The organism is Anaerococcus hydrogenalis, assembly GCF_002871895.1.
GTDB classification, from domain to species: Bacteria; Bacillota; Clostridia; order Tissierellales; family Peptoniphilaceae; genus Anaerococcus; species Anaerococcus hydrogenalis.
This window is the reverse complement of sequence record NZ_PNHP01000005.1, coordinates 84,017-101,500: the sequence shown is the minus strand read 5'-3', so window position 1 is coordinate 101,500 and position 17,484 is coordinate 84,017. Positions and strand designations below refer to the sequence as shown.

16 protein-coding genes, 1 riboswitch and 1 other annotated feature are annotated in these 17,484 nt (G+C 30.4%); of the genes, 11 read left to right on the top strand and 5 right to left on the bottom strand.

Translation table 11 applies throughout. The features are described 5' to 3' along the window. The first annotated feature begins 199 nt into the window (after window positions 1-199). The 5 genes from CJ192_RS07620 (at window position 200) to CJ192_RS07600 (ending at window position 4,338) form a co-directional block, all read left to right on the top strand. A complete protein-coding gene (locus tag CJ192_RS07620) occupies window positions 200-1,750 on the top strand; it encodes an AbgT family transporter (protein WP_102198359.1) in 1,551 nt (516 codons plus the stop codon). Window positions 1,751-1,822: 72 nt separating this feature from the next. Beyond that, window positions 1,823-2,074 (top strand): type II toxin-antitoxin system Phd/YefM family antitoxin, encoded by a 252-nt coding sequence (locus CJ192_RS07615; RefSeq protein WP_004814078.1) that lies wholly within the window; start codon window positions 1,823-1,825, stop codon window positions 2,072-2,074. Window positions 2,075-2,134: 60 nt separating this feature from the next. Then, entirely contained in the window at window positions 2,135-3,082 is a 948-nt protein-coding gene (locus tag CJ192_RS07610) for a 2-keto-3-deoxygluconate permease (RefSeq protein ID WP_004817540.1), read from the top strand. A gap of 361 nt (window positions 3,083-3,443) precedes the next feature. Further along, window positions 3,444-3,524, top strand: a riboswitch (THF riboswitch). Between the two features lie 40 nt (window positions 3,525-3,564). Then, window positions 3,565-4,113: a folate family ECF transporter S component gene (locus tag CJ192_RS07605; RefSeq protein ID WP_102198358.1), complete on the top strand. Its 549-nt coding sequence runs from the start codon at window positions 3,565-3,567 to the stop codon at window positions 4,111-4,113. 9 nt (window positions 4,114-4,122) lie between these two features. Next, on the top strand, window positions 4,123-4,338 hold the full coding sequence (locus CJ192_RS07600; RefSeq protein WP_004817528.1) for a hypothetical protein: 216 nt from the start codon (window positions 4,123-4,125) through the stop codon (window positions 4,336-4,338). A gap of 388 nt (window positions 4,339-4,726) precedes the next feature. On the opposite strand, the gene CJ192_RS07595 is transcribed toward CJ192_RS07600, so the two are convergent. The 3 genes from CJ192_RS07595 to nagA form a co-directional block, all read right to left on the bottom strand. After that, the gene (locus CJ192_RS07595) at window positions 4,727-5,371 is read right to left on the bottom strand and encodes a PepSY domain-containing protein (protein ID WP_102198357.1); all 645 of its coding nucleotides are present in this window, start codon (window positions 5,369-5,371) and stop codon (window positions 4,727-4,729) included. Between the two features lie 138 nt (window positions 5,372-5,509). Then, window positions 5,510-6,280, bottom strand: a complete 771-nt coding sequence (locus tag CJ192_RS07590) for an AIM24 family protein (protein ID WP_102198356.1) — start codon at window positions 6,278-6,280, stop codon at window positions 5,510-5,512. Beyond that, the gene (gene nagA / locus CJ192_RS07585; protein ID WP_102198355.1) at window positions 6,273-7,400 is read right to left on the bottom strand and encodes an N-acetylglucosamine-6-phosphate deacetylase; all 1,128 of its coding nucleotides are present in this window, start codon (window positions 7,398-7,400) and stop codon (window positions 6,273-6,275) included. Before nagA ends, CJ192_RS07590 begins: the two co-directional genes overlap by 8 nt. Before the next feature lie 95 nt (window positions 7,401-7,495). Continuing rightward, window positions 7,496-7,726: a binding site (T-box leader), on the top strand. 42 nt (window positions 7,727-7,768) lie between these two features. On the opposite strand from nagA, the gene CJ192_RS07580 reads away from it, so the two are divergent. The 6 genes from CJ192_RS07580 (at window position 7,769) to CJ192_RS09500 (ending at window position 15,426) form a co-directional block, all read left to right on the top strand. Further along, on the top strand, window positions 7,769-9,532 hold the full coding sequence (locus tag CJ192_RS07580; protein WP_102198354.1) for a homoserine O-acetyltransferase/O-succinyltransferase family protein: 1,764 nt from the start codon (window positions 7,769-7,771) through the stop codon (window positions 9,530-9,532). A 9-nt stretch (window positions 9,533-9,541) separates the two neighbouring features. Further along, the gene (locus CJ192_RS07575) at window positions 9,542-10,477 is read left to right on the top strand and encodes a homoserine dehydrogenase (protein ID WP_102198353.1); all 936 of its coding nucleotides are present in this window, start codon (window positions 9,542-9,544) and stop codon (window positions 10,475-10,477) included. A gap of 343 nt (window positions 10,478-10,820) precedes the next feature. Continuing rightward, the gene (locus CJ192_RS07570; RefSeq protein ID WP_102198352.1) at window positions 10,821-11,753 is read left to right on the top strand and encodes a metal ABC transporter substrate-binding protein; all 933 of its coding nucleotides are present in this window, start codon (window positions 10,821-10,823) and stop codon (window positions 11,751-11,753) included. Next, window positions 11,746-12,429, top strand: coding sequence for a metal ABC transporter ATP-binding protein (locus CJ192_RS07565; protein ID WP_102198351.1), 684 nt, complete (start codon window positions 11,746-11,748; stop codon window positions 12,427-12,429). The genes CJ192_RS07570 and CJ192_RS07565 overlap by 8 nt, the downstream gene beginning before the upstream one ends. Then, the gene (locus tag CJ192_RS07560) at window positions 12,422-13,213 is read left to right on the top strand and encodes a metal ABC transporter permease (RefSeq protein ID WP_102198350.1); all 792 of its coding nucleotides are present in this window, start codon (window positions 12,422-12,424) and stop codon (window positions 13,211-13,213) included. The genes CJ192_RS07565 and CJ192_RS07560 overlap by 8 nt, the downstream gene beginning before the upstream one ends. A gap of 8 nt (window positions 13,214-13,221) precedes the next feature. Then, the gene (locus CJ192_RS09500) at window positions 13,222-15,426 is read left to right on the top strand and encodes a hypothetical protein (RefSeq protein ID WP_244897300.1); all 2,205 of its coding nucleotides are present in this window, start codon (window positions 13,222-13,224) and stop codon (window positions 15,424-15,426) included. 291 nt (window positions 15,427-15,717) lie between these two features. On the opposite strand, the gene CJ192_RS07550 is transcribed toward CJ192_RS09500, so the two are convergent. Both CJ192_RS07550 and CJ192_RS07545 read right to left on the bottom strand, forming a co-directional pair. After that, window positions 15,718-16,437: a putative ABC transporter permease gene (locus CJ192_RS07550; protein ID WP_102198349.1), complete on the bottom strand. Its 720-nt coding sequence runs from the start codon at window positions 16,435-16,437 to the stop codon at window positions 15,718-15,720. 388 nt (window positions 16,438-16,825) lie between these two features. Then, entirely contained in the window at window positions 16,826-17,482 is a 657-nt protein-coding gene (locus tag CJ192_RS07545) for an MgtC/SapB family protein (protein WP_102198348.1), read from the bottom strand. Window positions 17,483-17,484 lie beyond the last annotated feature (2 nt).

Genomic DNA, 17,484 nt, shown 5'->3' with positions numbered 1-17,484 from the left:
TGAAGTTAATTATAAACCCATTTTTTATTTTGTCAACTTAAGCTAGTAAAATATCTTAAATTATTTTAAATATCCTTGATTTTTTCTTGTAATTTTTTATAAAAACCTATGTTTTATAGCAACTTATTTGCAATGATTCTTTATTTTATGATAAAATGGTAAAGTATTTTTTCAAAAAACTAAAAACTAAGGAGGTTTTATGTCGAAAAAAAATAAAAAAACTAGGGATGCCAATGACGTAGGTGGTTTTTTAAAATCTGTCGAAAAAATTGGTAACAAGATGCCTCATCCAGCTATTATATTTTTATTTTTAAGTATGATAGTTGTTGTTATTTCTCATTTTGCAGCTAAAGCTGGTCTTAGCGTTACTTATTTTGATGCAAAGGCCGGAGAAGAAGTTACAAAAAAAGCTATTTCTCTTCTAAATCTTGAAGGTTTAAGATATATTTTTAATTCTGCAACTGATAATTTTATGGGATTTGCTCCAATCGGAACTGTTTTGGTTGCTATGCTTGGAGTAGGTGTTGCTGAAAACAGCGGACTTTTTAATGCAACTTTGAAAAATTTACTTTCTGATGTTTCTCCAACACTCTTAACAGTTGCTGTAATTTTTGCAGGAATTATGTCAAATATTGCATCTGATGCAGGTTATGTTGTTGTAATTCCTTTGGGTGCTATGATTTTTGCGGCTGCTGGAAGAAATCCATTAGCTGGAATTGCGGCGGCATTTGCCGGAGTTTCTGGAGGATTTTCTGCAAATTTACTTTTGGGAACAACTGACCCACTTTTGACAAATATTACAAATGAAGCCTTAAAAGCTGTAGGAATGGATATTCAAATTTCTGCAACTTGTAACCTTTATTTTCTATTTATTTCAACATTTTTAATAACTTTAGTTGGAACTTTGGTTACTACAAAAATTGTTGAAAAAAACTTGGGTGAATATACAGGAAATTACAAAGCTGACCACAAGCCTTTGACAGATCTTGAGAAAAAAGGACTTAAAAATGCCTTAATTTCTTTGATTATCTTTGTAATAATCATGGCTTTATTGATGTTTCCTAAGAATGCTCCATTAAAAAGTTTTGATGAAAAGACAGGCCTTATAAATTTGGATGAATTTTTGTCTTATGGACTTATTCCTGCCATGATGCTTTTATTTTTAGTGCCAGGATATGTTTATGGAAGAACTGTAGGAACAATTAAATCTAGTCACGACCTAATTGATGCTATGACAAAGTCAATGGCCGGTATGGGTGGATTTTTGGTTTTAGCATTTTTTGCGGCTCAATTTGTTGAATATTTTTCAAAATCAAATCTTGCCTTAATTTTGGCAAAAAATGGGGCAGAATTTTTACAATCAATCCATTTGAAGGGCCTTCCACTTTTATTAATGTTTATTTTATTAACAGCATTTTTAAATTTATTTATGGGATCAGCCTCAGCAAAATGGGCAATTATGGCTCCAATTTTTGTGCCAATGATGGCAGAGCTTGGACTTTCTCCTGCCCTTACTCAAGTTGCTTATAGGATTGGTGATTCCTCAACAAATATAATAACCCCACTTATGTCTTATTTTGCAATGATTGTTGTATTTATGCAAAAATATGACAAGGATGCAGGTCTTGGAACCTTAACTTCAATGATGCTTCCATATTCTCTTGCCTTTTTGATCTCTTGGTCAGGACTTATGATTGTTTGGTATCTATTAGGACTTCCACTAGGACCAGGGGCTCCTTTGATGATTTAATTTTAAAAGACCCTCCGGGGTCTTTTGTTTTAATTTTTTTGAAAATGGCTATAAATAGGATAGGAGGCTATGATGAAAATTGATGGTGATAATTTAGTTTCTATATCCGAGGCTAACAAAAATTTTTCAAAAATTGCAAGGATGGCTGATAAAAAAGGATCGGCTGTTATTTTAAAAAATAACAAGATTTCTTATGTGCTTTTACCATATAAGGAAATTGAAAAAGAGGAAATTTTTCCTGATGAGAATATGGAAGAGATAGCCCAAAGGCTTATTGAAAAAATCAAGAATGAATACAATATTCAATTGAAATTGGACCTTTAATTTTTTCTCACCCCAAGGGGTGTTTTTTTATGGGTATAATTATAAAAAGGAGATGGTTATATGTTAAAATTTATGAAAAAAATCCCTGGAGGGCTTTTATTAATTCCCATGTTAATTTCTGCACTTTTTGCAACATTCGCACCAAATTTATTTAAGGTAGCTGGAATTACGGAGGCGCTTTTTACAACAAAAGGGATCAATTATATAGTAGGACTCATTTGTTTTTTATCATCTACAGCCCTAGATCTTAAGAAGTTAAAAAAAGTTATTAGAAAACAAGGATCTATTCTTTTGTTAAAGGTTATTCTTTGTTTTGGATTTGGAATTTTATTTATAAAAATATTTGGCCTTGGTGGAGTTTTTGGTATATCTGCCCTAACTTTTATCACAGCCATTTGTTCTTTAAATCCATCACTTTATCTTGCCCTATCCCACGATTATGGATCAGAAGATGATGAGGCAGCCTTTGGACTTACAGGAATTTTGTGTGTGCCTGCCTTTCCAATTTTAGTTTATTCAATTGCAAAGGCATCAAAAATTGATTGGACACCTGTAATTTCTGTCTTGATTCCAATAATTCTTGGAATAATTATTGGAAATTTAGATAAGGATATGGCAGGATTTTTTGGACCTGCTGTAACTATCCTAACTCCATTTATGGGTTGGGCCTTTGGGGCAGGAATCAATATAATCAATGCTGTAAAAGCTGGTTTTCAAGGAATAATTTTGACCCTTATTTTTTATCTATTAATGTTTCCAATAATATTTTTCTTCGAAAGAAAAATATTAAAAGAAAACGGGATTACGACTTTTGGAATTTCATCCATAGCTGGACTTTCAGTTTCAGTACCAGCAATAATAGCAAATTCGGACCCTTCTGTTGCAGCAATGTCCCAAACAGCAATAGCCCAAATAGCCCTAGGAGTTGTCCTTACCAGTATAATAACACCAATACTTACAGGAATTTATACAAAAAAAATGGGGATAGAAAAAAACAAAAGAGCTTAATTAGCTCTTTCAGAGCATAGACAAAGTATGAATGTAGATAATATTTTATTTTAAAATAAAATTTAAACTACGTACCATCTCGACTAGATAAATGTGCATTGATTTTGCACATTTATCCCTAAAGCTAGTTCGAAAGAACGGAAAAATTTGCAAAGAAAATGTGTTTTAGTGTGAGTGAAACGAACGCACGGAGAGATCTCGTGGGATTTCTCCACTCACTACGTTCGGTCGAAATGGACAAATTTTTAGTTTGTCAACTGTCTGAAAGAGCTAACTAGCTCTTTTTTTATTTTCTTCAATTCTTTTTATAAATTTCTATTTTCTTCCAACTGATGATATAATTATAAGGTAAAATTTAATAGGTAGAGTAGGGCTAAGGCGTTAAGTGCTGGAAAATGGGATGTTGTTTTCAGACGAAAGATTTTAGTCCGCATCCGCTACATCATTTCCTATGATGGCAGACTACCAAATAGGAGGAAAAAATGAAAAACTTAAAGAACATCAGAACCTTGATTTTGCTATCATTTTTTATAGCGTTATCCATTGTAGTTTCAAGATTTTTTTCTATAACTACAGTAAGCAGAAAAATCGGTCTAGGATTTATAGTAACTGCAGCTATGTGTTCAATTTTTAACCCATCTCTTGCAGTCCTTGCATCAATAATTATTGATGTGGTATCAAATCTTATATTTCCAACAGCTGGGGGATTTTATTTTCCCTTTATAACAACAAAAATTGCATCAGCTTTGATTTATACTTACTTTTTTTATAGAAAGGAAATTACAAGAAAAAATATTGTATTTTGTACCATTTTAAATTCGCTTGTTACAAGTTTATTTTTAAATACCCTATGGACAAGCCAGCTTACCGGCAATCCTTTTATGGCACAATTTATGCTAAGAGTTCCAACAATGGCAATAAATTTTGTATTTCATACCATAGTTTTGATAATAATCTTGCCTAAACTTGCAAAAATTTTAAGAATTGAAATTAAAAAATTAGGAGCCCAACCAGAAAATGCTCCTTACTAGGAGAATTTTATGAAATTATTAAAAATAATAAGTTTAATTTTATCCCTTGCCTTTATATTTTTCGGCTACAATATCTATTTTAGGAAAAAATATAAGCTAATAAATAATTTTGAAAAAGATTATAAAAATGGATTAAAGGATGAAAAATATGCAAAAAAAGTGGGTATGGTTGAATTAATACTCGGTATTTTATTTTTTCTAATTTTTTTGAAAATTTCTTTATGATAAAATACACTTGATGTTTTGCAAACATCTCTATACCTTGTGTAGGGAGGTGATAAAAATGCATATAGAAGACTTGTTAACTACTATTGCTCTTAATATAATGGCAAATGCAATTTATGATTGCATTAAAATTCTAATTGAAGTTAAGAGTAGAGCAAAACATTAAGAAAAAAGACAGGAGTTGCAGCTCCTGTCTTTTTAAATGCATATAACTTGTTAACTTCTATACACTTTCATTATACAAGCTAATAATTTAAAATCAATATTTAAAAATAAACAAACAAAAAGCAGGACTTAATCCTGCCTTTTGCCAATGTAATAGCATATCATATAAATATTATATACTAGTTTTTTAAAAAAATCAATAACTTTATAAATATTTATAAAATTATTTTTGAATTATATCTAGTGTCTCAGCGTCAAGCTCTACATCATCTCCGCCAACTACGTCGATTTCGTAAACTGTTTTGCCTTGGTCATTTACATCTAATTCATAAGATTTTGCAAAACCTTTGTTGTTTTTTAAGGCTTTTGCTATAGCTTCTTTTGGATCTTTTATTTTTGTAAAATCAATTGCTTTTTGATCAGTATCGTCTTCTTTATCTTGTTCTTTTGAAATTACTTCTCCGCTTTCAGCGTCTATTTTTGCTTCAAATTCTTCATTTGCCTTAAATCCACTGATATCATATGAATATTTTCCGTTATCTTCGTCAAATTCTACAGATGAAACTTCTATTTCATCGTCATTGAAGGCTTTTTTGAATTTTTCTACAGCATCGCCAATAGAAATAGCAAATTCTTTTTCTTCTATTCCTGTTGTTGCTTGGTCAACTTTTTCTTTAGCCTCATCTTTTTTCTCTTCGGCCTTTTCTTTTGTTGAAGCAACTTTTTCAGATACAGCTGCCTTTGTATTGCTTGCTGCGTTTTTTGCATCTTCTTTTGCTTGTTTAGCATTTTCTCCTGAACATGCTGATAGTAAAAGAGCAAGGGCAAGTGCTGATGCACCATATTTTAAATTTTTTTTCAATTTCATAATTTCCTCCGATTTTTCTAAATCTTTATATTGTTAATATACTTCTTTTAAAAATTAAAACAAGTATTGATAATTTTTAAATAATCCTTATTTCTGTATTAATTTTATTTATTTCTTTTAAATTAATAAATATTCTATTTATTTTTCCTTATAATCTAAGGGTGCAAGTAAAATTTTTCCACTTCCCGTGTATACATTTACAAAGCCTTCTTCTGTCATGGCTGATGATACTAAGGATTTGGAGGCTTTTTTTACTGAAAAATCTAGGCTATCTGACCAGGCTATGGCGTAAGAACCGTCAATTTTTATTTGGTCATTTTCTAGTTCTATTTCTATCAAGTCATCTTTTGCAATGGGACTTTCTAAAGCAAGAATTCCCTCTCCTTCTAACTTCAAATTAAATATTCCCTCGTTTCCCATTAAGGATGATGAGAGGTTAGTTCTTGTTTTTATTTTTTGTTTTAAATTTGATGTACATGCTAAAAAATATCCATCTTCTAGGACAATGGAATTGTTCCACTCAGCTAAGTCTATTAAGATTATATGCTTGTAGGTAGGTTCTAAAATTACCCTTCCACTTCCCCTGTATTCTGGTTTTACAGCACTTTCTTTTGTCACAGATCCTTTGATGGATTTTGAAAAGAAATCTCCAATTCCTTTTATACCACTTGTTAATTCTACATCTCCAACCATCCATTGCATGGCACCCGTTTGGCTTGTCACAGGTGAAATTGATAGGTCACAAGATAATTGTCTTTTTCTAATTTGCATTTTTGATGAAAAATATTCACTCATAGCAAAATTTTTGTCGACTGAAAGATTTTTTTGATATTCTAAAACCTTAAAGGGTCCTTTTTCTTCTTTTATTTCTATATTAGGATTGTCATAAAAATTATTTATTTTAAACACTGTATTTCTCCTGTCCATTTAAAAATGTTTTTAGTAAGTTTAGGTCATAATCTAATAAGATAAAGTCAGCATCATAGCCTACTTTTATTTTTCCACAAATATTGTCTATTCCTACAGATTTTGCAGGAATTAAAGATGCCATTTGGACTGCCTCATAAATATCTGCAATATCCCAATCAACCACATTTTTTACAGCTTCTTTTAATTTTAAAATTGATCCTGCAAGATTTCCAGACTCAAGCCTTGCTGTCCCATCTTTTACTTTTACTGGAAAATCTCCAAGCTTATAGGACCCATCAGGCATTCCTCCTGCCATCATGCAATCTGTAATTAGGGCAATTTTTTGGTAGCCTTTTTTATTTATCAAAATTTCACAAGCAGCAGGGTTTACATGGTGGCCATCACAAATTAATTCTGAAATTGAATCAGAATTCATGGCAGCTCCTACCATACCAGGATTTCTGTGGTGAAGTCCACTCATTGCATTAAAGGTGTGTACAAAAATATTTGCCCCATCATCTACTGCTTTCATGGCCTGGTCATAGGATGCATCAGAATGGCCAAGAGCCACATAAACTCCCATGGCATTTGCTTTTTTGATAAAATCTTCTGAACCAGCTCTTTCTGGTGCTATGGCAATTTTATTTACCAAGCCCCTTGATAATTCTTTCCATTTTTTTAATTTTTCTATATCAGGGTCTGACATATAATTTTCGTTTTGGGCCCCCTTATATTTTTCTGTAAAAAATGGCCCTTCCAAAAATATTCCTCTTACCTTTGCCCCTTCAAGATTTTCATATTCTTCTCCAACAATTTTTACTGCCTGGTTTAATTTTTCAGTTGAATCGGTAAGGGTTGTTGGTAAAAATGAAGTTACTCCACACTCAAGAAGGCCTTTTGAAATTATATTCAAAGCTCCTTTTTTGGCATTCATTATATCTTCATTTTTATATCCATGAATATGGGTATCTACTAGTCCTGGAGCCAAAATTCCTTCTAAGTTTATAAATTTTTCTGGCTCATTTTTTGAAAGGGACTTTATCTTCCCATTTTCAACTTCTACAAACAAGTCTTTTTCTATTTTTTCTTCAAGTATCACATAATCTGCTTTATAAATCATAAAATCTCCTTATTCCTATTTTTAGGATACCCTTTTTTTATAAAAATTAAAAATTGACTAATAATTTTTATTATGGTAATATTATTCAAAAGAAATTAAAAGCTTACAAAAAGAAGAGTAGCTTAAAATAATGATTAAAGAGAGCTTTGTTGTGGTGAAAAAAGTAGATTTGTTTTAGGTGAAGATGGTCTTTTTAGCTTAACTTGTGATATGTAGCAGGTTAGGGGTATGCCCCTTACAGCAGATGGTATTGTTTGATACCTACTAAGTCTATTATTGTGAGATAATGGAAAAATAAGGTGGTAACGCGAGTCTTCGTCCTTTGGATGAAGGCTCTTTTTTTATTTACATATTAGAAAGGAATTATTATGCCAGTTATTTTATCGGATAAGCTTATTAAAGAAGAAGTTTTGAAAAAAGAAAATATTTTTACTATTAATAAAAAAAGGGCACAAAGTCAGGATATTAGGCCCTTAAAACTTGCCATAGTTAATTTGATGCCCAACAAGGAAGAAACTGAAATTGATCTTTTAAAATTAATTTCTGCCAATTCTTTACAAATTGAAGTTGATTTTATTAGAACTGTAACCTACAAAAATAAACACTCAGATCCCGAAAGATTAGAAAGTTTATACAAGTCCTATGATGATATTAAGGATGAGAAATATGATGGGATGATTATTACTGGAGCTCCCATAGAAAATATAGATTATGATGATATAGAATATTGGCAAGAGCTTAAGAAAATTTTTGATTATGCAAGAAAAAATGTTTATTCTACTATTTTTATTTGTTGGGCATCCCTTGCTGCCTTAAATTATTACTATGGGATTGATGCTTTTTCTTATGATGAGAAAATTTCTGGTGTCTATCCATTTTTAAAAGAAAGTGAGTCTAGACTTTTTGATGGTTTTGATGATGTTTTTAATATGCCCCAATCAAGGTATAAAGGGGTAGACCCTAGCCTTTTAGATCCCTTTGATGACCTTGAGGTCTTGGCAAAATCAGACCATATTGGTCTAAGCCTTGCTGCTAGTAAAGACCTTAGGTTTATATTCTCTCTGGGACATTTTGAATACGGAAAATATAATCTTGATAAGGAATATAAAAGAGACCTTAAGAAAGATAAAAATACCAAAAGGCCTGTAAATTATTATTTTGAAAACAGCTCCAAGGTAAATATGTCCTGGAAATCTGCATCAAGTCTTTTTTATTCAAATTGGATAAATTATGCAGTTTATCAAAATACACCCTTTAAAATTGAAAATATAGAAAGTAAGTCTGTATCAAAATTTGGGGGCTCTTCCCTTTCTGATGCTGGTCAATTTAAAAGGGTTAAGGATATTATAAATAAAAAATCTGACAGGGACCTAATTGTGGTTTCTGCTCCAGGAAAAAGAAATGATCAAGATATTAAAGTTACTGACTTATTAATCTCTCTTACCGATTCAAATCAAAAAATTGACCAGCTAAAAAAAGAACTTTTGGCAAATGAAGATATTAGAGATGAAATTCTATCCAGGCTTAGGGAGAGATTTTATGAAATAATTGATGATTTGGACCTTAGAATAAGTCTTAAAAAAGAAATTGATAAGTCCTTAGATATTTTAAAGGACTCCTTAAAAAGAGACTACAACCTATCAAGGGGCGAGTACCTAAATGCAAAAATTCTTGCAAGTTTTCTAAATTATGACTTTATTGATGCAAAGGACCTTATTATTTTCAATGAAGATGGACTAGACCTTGAAAAAACCTACCAGAAAATTATGGAAAAAATAAAAGAAGGCGACAAGGTTGTAGTTCCTGGATTTTATGGAAGTTATGATGGAGAAATAAAAGTTTTTGAAAGGGGAGGGTCTGATTTTACAGGTTCTATCCTAGCATCAGCCCTTGATTGTTCTGTATATGAAAATTGGACTGATGTTTCAGGGATAATGAACCATGACCCAAAAAAGGATAAAAATGCCAAAAAATATGAAAAATTAGCCTACCAGGACTTGGAAAAAATAATTAATAAGGGAGCTGGCGTCTATCAAAAAGATGCCATAGGACCTGTTAGGGATAAAAATATTACTATAAAAATTTTAAATACAAATAGGCCAGATGATTCTGGTACAACAATAAAGGATTAGGAGGAAAAAATGATTAAAATAGGACTATTAGGTTTTGGAGTAGTAAATTCTGGAGTGTATGAAATATTTGAAGAAAGAAGAAAATACATAGAAGAGGCAATTAAAGATGAGTTTTCAATTGAAAAAATTCTTGTGAAAAATCCAAAAAAACACTCAGATATTAAAAATTTATTGGTTGATAATATTTCAGAAATTATAGATGATGATTCCATAGACCTTGTAATAGAAGCAACAGGAGAGGTTGAGGCAATTGAGGATGATATCAAAAAAATTCTTTCAAAGAAAAATTTGATTTCTACCAACAAGGCCCTAATTTCTAAAAATTTTGAAGAATTTAATAGGATAAAAAAAGAAAATAAAACAAAATTAAGATTTGATGCCTCTGTTGGAGGGGCAATTCCTGTAATTGAAAATCTTTATACCATAAGTATCTTGGATGAAGTTGAGGAAATAAGTGGGATTTTTAATGGGTCTTGTAATTTTATTTTATCAAAAATGGAAGAAGGCTATAGTTTTAAAGATGCCCTAGAAAAAGCTCAAGAATTAGGCTTTGCAGAAGCTGATCCAAAAGATGACATAGAAGGCTATGACTCTATGAGAAAACTTAGGATAGCTGCATCGATTTTATTTAGAAAAGAAATAAAAGAAGAAGATATAGACCTTGAAGGAATTACAAAAATAAAAAAAGACCATGTAAAAAAAGCAAGTGAAAGAGGCCTAAGGTATAAGCTAATAGCCTATGCAAATAAGGATGGTATCTATCAAGTAAGGCCCGAATTATTGGAGAAAAATTCTATCTTTGGAAGTATAGAAGACAATGAAAATATATTCCAAATAAAATCCTCAAACTCCAAAGATTTAATTTTAAAAGGAAGAGGAGCCGGAAAAAGAGAAACAGGCTTTAGCGTTTTAAATGATTTTCTAAAAATATATAGTAAAAATTAAAATCCTGCTTAAGCAGGATTTTTTTTAATATTATTTTCTTTTATCTTCAATTTTTTTCAATTCCCCTTATTATTTTTTCTGCAATTTGATTTCTCTTTTTGCTCATCTTAAAGGGCACTACCCTTCTTATAGGCTAGGATTGAAAGATTTCTTTTATAAAAATTATCCACCCTTTCCTATCAGATAATCCATTAGCAAAATATATGATTCTAATACCATTGAAACAACGGATCCCACAAATTAAAATTATTTTTAAAAATTCTTGCAAATCACTTGCAAGTAAAAAATTTTTATAGTAAAATTATTGAGATAATATTGCAAATCATTCGCAAAAGGAGATTTTATGAAAGAAAAAAGAAAAATATTTCTAGGAATTTTTCTAATTTTGGGATTATTTTTAGCATCTTGTTCTAATAATTCTAAAAATATTTCAAAAAAGGAAAATTCTTCTGAAAAAAAATTAATTTACACAAGCTTTTTTCCTGTAGAAGAGCTTACTAAAAGAATTGTCGGTGATAAGTTTGAAGTCAAATCAATTATAGATAAAAGCCAAGAGCCTCATTCTTTTGAGTTAAAAACTGAAGATATTAAGAATATAATCAAGGCTGACTTGGTTATTTATAATGGAGCAGGTATGGAAACTTTTATTGATGATTTAAAAAATTCTACTGATGATAAGGAGAAATTTGTCGATCTTTCAAAAAATTTAACCCTTCTTTCTTCTGCTAAGGATGGGAAAGTTTCTAAGGATAAGGTCAATCCCCACACTTGGCTTTCTATTAAAAATGCCATGGTTGAGCTAGAGGAAATTTATGAGAAAGTTTCAGAAATTGATCCTGACAATAAGGATTTTTATAAGAAAAATCTTGATAAAAATCTTGATATGTTTAAAAAAATGGATGAAAAGTTTGCAAATGAGCTTAAGGATGTTGACCAAAACAAGAGATATTTTGTAGTCTCCCATGCAGCTTTTAATTATCTAGCTGATGATTATAATTTAAAACAAGTTGCAGTTACAGGAATTTCTCCTGAAGATGAGCCTTCTGCTAAGCAATTAAAAACAATTGCTGATTTTGTAAAAAAACATGATATTTCTACCATATTTTTTGAAGGAAAGGCTACTCCAAAGGTAGCTGAAACTTTGGCTAAATCTACAAATACAAAAACTTCTACTTTGTACACTATGGAAAATTTGACCAAAGAAGAAGCTGAGATGGGTTATTTGAAACTTATGGAAGAAAACTTAAAGTCTTTGAAAGAGTCTTTTGATGAGTAATTACGCCTTAGAGATTGAAAATTTATATTTTTCTTATGAAGATGAAAATATTTTAGAAGATTTATCTATGAAGATTGAAGAAGGGAAATTTGCCTTAATTATTGGTGAGAATGGAGCTGGAAAGACAACTCTTATTCGCTTGATTTTAAATCAATTAAAAAAAGATTCGGGAAGTATAAAGATTTTTTCTGATCCTATAGAAAAATCTAATCACTACCAAGATTTGGCTTATATTTCCCAAGCTTCTGTAGCTTCTTTTAAACTTTTTCCTACAAATGTGAAAGAAGTTATAGAAAATCACCTAAAATTTTTGAAAAAATCTTATGATATTGATAAGTTGTTGGAAGATTTTGATCTAATTAAGCAAAAAAACCATGCCCTATCAGACTTATCGGGGGGGCAAATTCAAAGACTTTCTTTAATTTTGGCAATTATAAAGGATCCTAAAATTTTGATTTTGGATGAGCCTACTGCCGCAATTGATATGAAATTTTCTAAGGATTTTTATGAGCATTTGAAAAATTTAAGTAAAAAAGGAAAAACTATTTTGATGATAAGTCATGATTACAAGCTTGCTTCTATTTTTTCTGATGAGATTTTTCATTTATCTGATAAAAAGATTAGAAAAATTGATAGGGCAAGGCTAAGAGAGGGTTTGGGAGATTTTTATGTTTAATATTTTTGAATATGATTTTATGCAAAGAGCCTTTATTGCTGGGGCTTTGATTGCTGTAATTCTTCCTTGTATTGGTCAATTGGTTTTGATTAAAAGGCTTTCTATGATCGGAGATACTCTTTCCCATTCGTCATTGGCAGGACTTAGTATTGGGCTTTGTTTTGGAATTAGTCCAATTCTTTCTGCCATGCTTTTTTGTGTTTTTGCTGCCTTTTCCATTGAAGTTATTAGAAATAAATTAAAAAATTACCAGGAAGTTTCTACAGTAATTATTCTTGCAGCCTCTATTGGAATTGCAGGAATTATGGCTGACTTATCGGCAAGTGCAAACGCAATTTGTTCATATCTTTTTGGTTCCATTGTCACCATATCCGACCAAGAATTTTATTTATTAATTGCTTTGAGTCTTTGTTTTTTAATAATTTATTTTACTTATTACAATGACTTTTACATTTTACTTTTTGACCCAACATCAGCTCAAATTTTGGGACTTAGGGTCAAGTTTTTAAATTTTACCATTAGTTTTTTGACGGCAATTGCTGTTGCAATTTCTGCAAAAACTATAGGTTCTTTGATCGTTTCGTCACTTTTAGTCATACCTTCAATTATGGCTATAGAAATTTGCAAATCTTATAAAAAATCACTCATACTTTCAATTATATTTTCATTAATATTTGTATTTTTGGGCTTGTTCTTATCTTATATTTTCAACCTAAGACCTGGTTCAGTTATAGTTTTGATTGCAGTTTTGAGTTTGATTTTAGTACTTTTAATAAAAAAATAGGAGCTTATATGAAAAATAAAAAATTACTCGCCCTAGTTTTGGCTACTTCTTTTGTTTTAACATCATGTTTTAGCCAAAATAAGGAAAATATTATAGATAAAAAAGAAAAAAATCTAAGTGTAAAAACTGAACAAAAAATTAAAGAAGATAAAACTACAGAAGTTTTAGTTGATTCAGAAATTAAAAAAGAAGATATAGTAAAATTTTTTAAACATGGAGATCACTGGCATATTTTTACAAAAGATGGCAAGGAGCATATCTCCTACAAAGATCCTAATTCTTTTGGAAAGGATGGAGGCGTTGACCTTGTTGATGTAGTTGATAAGAACAAATTAAAAGATAAAAATGTAGTTGCTATCAAAAAACACGGGGACCACTGGCATGTTTATACAAAAGATGGGGGTGAATATTTAACTTATGATAATCCATCAGGGCTTTTTCCTAATATAAAAGTTGGAATATACACAGGAAGTCATGGTTCAAATACTATAAATTCCTCATCAGCTCTAAATAAAAATTCTTCCCAAAAACTTTCAGGAGATAGGGTTGTAAAAATTCTAAGACATGGAGATCACTGGCACATCTATACGGCTAATGGAAATGAATTTATTTCATACACAAATCCAAGCTCTGCCTATCCAAATATAAGGATTGGAACATATAGAGGAAGCCATGGTTCAAATTCACAAAATATAGCCAACAATAAGAATTCTTATAATATTGTAAAAACAAATAAGAAAAATCATCAAGTTTTTGAATACAATAAAAAAATAGGAAGTAGTCAAACAACAAAACCACTTTATAAAAAAGAAAATTCCGAAAACCAAAGAATAAATGCTATTAAAAACTTAAAATTAATACCAATTTTGGGACAAGGAAAGATAAATAGGTTTGATATAGTAAAAATTCTCGTCCACCAAGACCACTATCATATTTACGATTCAAACAATAGGGAAGCTATAACTTATACAAATCCAAAAAATTTATTCCCTAATGCATATTTTGGTGAATATGGAAATAAGAGTCATAAAGAAGTAGCTGAAAATAATAGTTCTCATGTTAAACCTGATGAAAATAAAAAGCCTCATGCTAAACCTGAAATTAAACCTGATAATAATAAAAAAGCTCAAGTTAAACCTGAAATTAAACCTGATAATAATAAAAAACCTCAAGTTAAGCCTGAAATTAAACCTGATAATAATAAAAAACCTCAAGTTAAGCCTGAAATTAAACCTGATAAAAATCATATAGCAGATGTAAAACCTGACCAAGATAAAAAAGATGATGAAAAATGGCCAAGTGGAATTACAAAAATAATAGACCACAAAGACCACTGGCACCTTTACAGGGGTGATGAGGAAGTAGGCGTGGTGAAAGAAAATCCAAAAGACATCTATCCTAATGCTGAGTATATAGTGGAAAAATCAGAAAGCGATAATATAGCCGTAGCTGACGACGAAATTTTCAACTACCAAGATGTAAGAGCTGAGCTAATAAAAGGAGTAATCCCTTATCTTGAAGGGGACCTTTCCAAATTTACAAATTATGGAAATCTTTCTAAAGAAGATGCAGTTTATGGGTCAAATGGAGTAAGGGAAAATATATTCTATTGGTTCCATCAAAACCACTACCATGCCAAGACAATAAAACAAATAATTCAAATGGAAAAAGATAATAAATTTGGAAAATACACAGCCAAAGATGTAGTGAAAACAATAAAATACAAGATAGAAAATCCAAAAACACAACTTGAATACAAACCTGAGGTAAAAATTGAAGATGTAAAAGAATTCTTGAAAAACCACTACCAAGTAGAATCTTACGATATACTAAACATTGGTGACTCACTCGTCCAAGTATTTATAAAAGATGAAACCCTAAATTTCTACCTAAGGGATTTTGAAATGAAAGATGGAAAACTATCCTACAAGAAACAATTGCCAGTAGTAGAAGATAAAAAAGAAGAAAATGAAGAAAATGAAGAAAATATCAAAGAAGATGAAATAAAAGAAGAATCAGAAGATAAAAAAATAGAAAATACTAAAAAGACAGAAAATAAGGAAACAAACAAAATGGAAAATAAGCAAACAAATAAAGTAGAAAATACTAAAGTAGAAGATACAAATAATACAGAAAATAAAAAAGATCAAACAAAGCCAAATCAAGAAGAAAAAGAAGATAAAGAAGCTTCAGAAAATAATATAGATAAGTAAAGATCTAGGCTAGGTTAATTTGTGAAATTTACAAACTTTAATTTTTTTTGAAAATTCTTAAAATTTTAAAAATCCTGACTAATAAGGATTCAGAGCGTAGACAAAGTCAGTTTAATAATTAATCGATGATTTAAACATAAAATTATGCTAAAACCCATCTCGACTAAGTGAGTGAAACGAACGCATGGAGAGATCTCTTGAGATTTCTCCGCTTGTTGCACTCGGTCGAAATGGGAAAATTTTTAGTTTGTCAACAGTCTGAATCCTGCCTTAGCAGGATTTTTTTTAATATTATTTTCTTTGATCTTCAATTCTTTCAATTCCCCTTATAATTTTTTCAGCAATTTGATTTCTCTTTTTGCTCATCCTAAAGGAAACTACCCTTCTTATCGCCTTTGGATTGAAAGATTTCTTTCTTTTATAAAAATTATCCACTCTTTGGGTCATTTTTTCTTGGAAATTTTCCTCAATTTCATCTAATTTCTTTTGGAAATTAGTCAAGTTGACAACTGTGAGGGTTATATCTGATGAATGGATTCCTATAAGAATAAAGGGCAAAATAATTATTAAAATCTCTGGCAAAAGATAATAAAAACTTTCAGCCTTTGGTATCAAATAATCCATTACCAAAATAGCAGCAAGTCCAAAACCAATAGATGTTGGAACTGAAGTTCTTCCATTTAAGTTCAAAGGAACATCCGAATAATCCCACCACCTAGCGTGAAATAATTTCTCCAAAATATATGAAGTTGGATATTCCAAAACCATTGATACAATAAAGCCCACAATAAAAATTTGTGGAATTGAAAGCTTTTCCAAACTCCCTTTATTTACTAAATCATAAGCAAAAAGGGCAAAGATTGAACCAAAACCATAAATCGGGCATAAGGGCCCATACAAAAATCCCCTATTTTGCCATTTTTGACTTTGAGATGTGCAATAAATGCTCTCCCAAACCCAACCCAAAAGGGCAAATAAAAAATAAAAAATTATATACCTATTAATAACCATAACATACCCATTTCTTTCTTTTCATATTATTATTAACATTATAAGGGATTTTGAAAAAAATTTAAAATTAAAAAAATTTTAAAAAACCAAAACAAAAAAACCCATTTGCTTCGCAAATTTTTCCGTGCTCATGAAAACTCATTTACTAGGTAAATTCTTCCGTGCTCACGCACTAGTTTTCAGGATTTATAACCGAAATCAACGGTTATAAATCTGCACTAGTTTTAGGGATAAATATGCCAAATCAAGGCATATTTATCGGCTCGATATGGGTGATTATTGTATTAATTCTACGCTTTTCTTTAATTTTTATAATAATTTTAAGAAGTTTTTTAAGCTAAGGTCGATTTTATTTTTTCTACTTAGCATTAAAATTTTCTAGAGCTTTTTAGTCTAGGCTAAATTTAAAAACCCTCTTATTTTCCCTTAAAAAATCAATTATTCCTATCAGCTCTTCTTCATTTTTGTTGTGATACTGAAGTTCAAGGGTTAATTTGTCTTCTTTATAATTAATAGATTTTTCTACAAATTTTATATTTTGAGATTTTAAATATTTATTTATTTTTTCTATACTTTCAGGTCCATCAAGAACTATATCTAGGGTATAGGGTTTTTTCATAAATTTAAATAAGCCATTATCTTCATTAAAAAATAGTTGGAGTAAAAGTATAACTAGACTTGATGTTATTCCTACTGCATACATACCAGCTCCTATGCTCATGCCTATTATGGCAGTTGTCCATATTCCTGCTGCTGTTGTAAGGCCTGATATGTAATCTTTTTTTATAAATATTAATCCACCGCCCAAAAATCCTATACCAGATACAACTTGGGCTGCTATTCTTTGGGCATCGTAACGACTTGAATCGAAAAAACCATATTTAGAAACTATCATTGCAAGAGCAGAACCCAGTGCCACTATGGTATGGGTCCTTATTCCTGCAAATTTCCCTTTAAATTCTCTCTCAAGACCTATCATAACACCAATAAAACAAGATAAAAATAATCTTGCAACAAGTATTTCTATAAATCTTAAGTTTTCCATAT